This is a genomic window from Labrys miyagiensis, from assembly GCF_030160835.1.
Lineage (GTDB): Bacteria > Pseudomonadota > Alphaproteobacteria > Rhizobiales > Labraceae > Labrys > Labrys miyagiensis.
In genome coordinates this window covers 1-1736 of sequence record NZ_BSPC01000112.1, presented here as the reverse complement: position 1 = coordinate 1736, position 1736 = coordinate 1, and the positions used below count along the sequence as shown (strand labels likewise).

General features: G+C 65.7%; 1 protein-coding gene. It reads right to left on the bottom strand.

The window, feature by feature from the left end; genetic code table 11:
• A partial coding sequence (locus tag QQL24_RS36375; RefSeq protein ID WP_284317212.1) for an ABC transporter ATP-binding protein occupies positions 1-1649 on the bottom strand: 1649 nt, incomplete at its 3' end.
• Positions 1650-1736: the final 87 nt, after the last annotated feature.

Genomic DNA, 1736 nt, shown 5'->3' with positions numbered 1-1736 from the left:
CCGCCGCGGGCGAGCAATTGCTCATGTGTGCCCTCCTCGACGACGCGGCCGGCCTCGATCACGCAGATCTTGTCGGCCTCCTGGATCGTCTGCAGGCGATGGGCGATGACGACGACGGTACGCCCGGCGCAGAGGTCGTCGAGCGCATTCTGCACCGCCTGCTCGGATTCGGAATCGAGCGCCGCCGTCGCCTCGTCCAAGAGGATCATCGAGGCATCGCGCAGGATGGCGCGGGCGATGGCAATACGGGCGCGCTGGCCGCCGGAGAGTTGCAAGCCGCGCTCGCCCACCTCGGTGTCGTAGCCCCGGTCGAAGGCCCGGATGAAGTCATGCGCATAGGCCGCCTTCGCAGCCGCCTCGATCGCCTCCTGCGAGGCGCCGGGATGGCCGAAGGCGATGTTCTCGCGGATGCTGCCGGCGAAGAGGTAGACGTCCTGGCCGACATAGGCCATCGCCTCGCGCAGGCTGCCGACCGAGACCGTGCCGATGTCCTGGCCGTCGATGGTGAGGGCGCCGGATTGCGGCTCGTAGAAGCGCAGGATCAAATTGACCACCGTCGACTTGCCGCCGCCGGACTGGCCGACCAGCGCCGTCGTCTTGCCCGCCTCGGCACGCAGCGAAAGCTCGCGCAGCACCGGCTCGTCCGGCTTGTAGCCGAAGCTCACCTTGTCGAAGACGATGGTGCCGCCCTTCTTCACAAAGGCCGGCTTGACGCGCTCCACCGCGCCCTCGCCGGCCGGCGTGTCCATGATCTCGTAGAACATGCTGACGCCGGCGACCGCCGCGTTGAGGTTGACATTGGTCTTGGCCAGCGCCTTGGACGGCGCATACATGGCCAGGAACGCAAACAGGAAGGAGGCGAGACCGCCGAGCGTCAATTCACCATTCGTGATGCGCCAGCCGCCATACAGGATCACCGCCGCCACGGCGACGCCGGCCATGGTGTCCATGATGGGATCGGCGCGATAGCCGAGCCCGGCCATCTTGTTGGCCGCCGTCTGGGCCTCGAGGATGCCGCTCTCCATGCGCCGGCGCATGGCGTCCTCCATGCCGAAGGACTTCACCACCCGGATGCCCTGGGAGGTTTCCTGGATGATGCCGGTGATCTGCGCCGAGCTCTGATATTGCCGCTTCACCACGCGCCCGACCCGGCGCGTGACATAGCGAAGGCCGAGGATCGCCGGCGGCATCACGAGCATGGCCGTGAGCGCCAGCAGGGGATCGCGCACGAACATCACCACCACGAGCGAGACGACCTGCAGCACGTTGCTGATCAAATCCACCAACAGGTTCGAAGCCACGCGCGAGGAATTGGCAACGAAGCCGTTGGAGGCCACCATTTCGGTGGAGTGGCGCGCGGTGAAATACGCCATGTCCTGCTGCACGACGTGGTCGAACAGGCGCCTTTGGATGCTGGCGATGATGCTATTGCCAATCCTCGCCATGATCGTATCTTTGAGGTAGCCCGAAACACCTCTGACCAGGAAAACGACGATCGCCGCCGCGGCAAGGCCGGCAATCGCCCGCAGGCTGACATCGGTGCCCAGGGCATGAATCACCGGGCCGATCAGCCAGGCCAGGACACCGCCCATGGCCGCTTCGACGGCCCCCGCACCAATCGAGGCCGCGTAGGACTTCAGATGCCGCACTCCTTCATCCCTGAACAAGCGGCGCAGGATCGGGATGGCCTGAATCGGAATCTGCTTCGAGATATGGGGCTTGGCGGCGGAAATGAC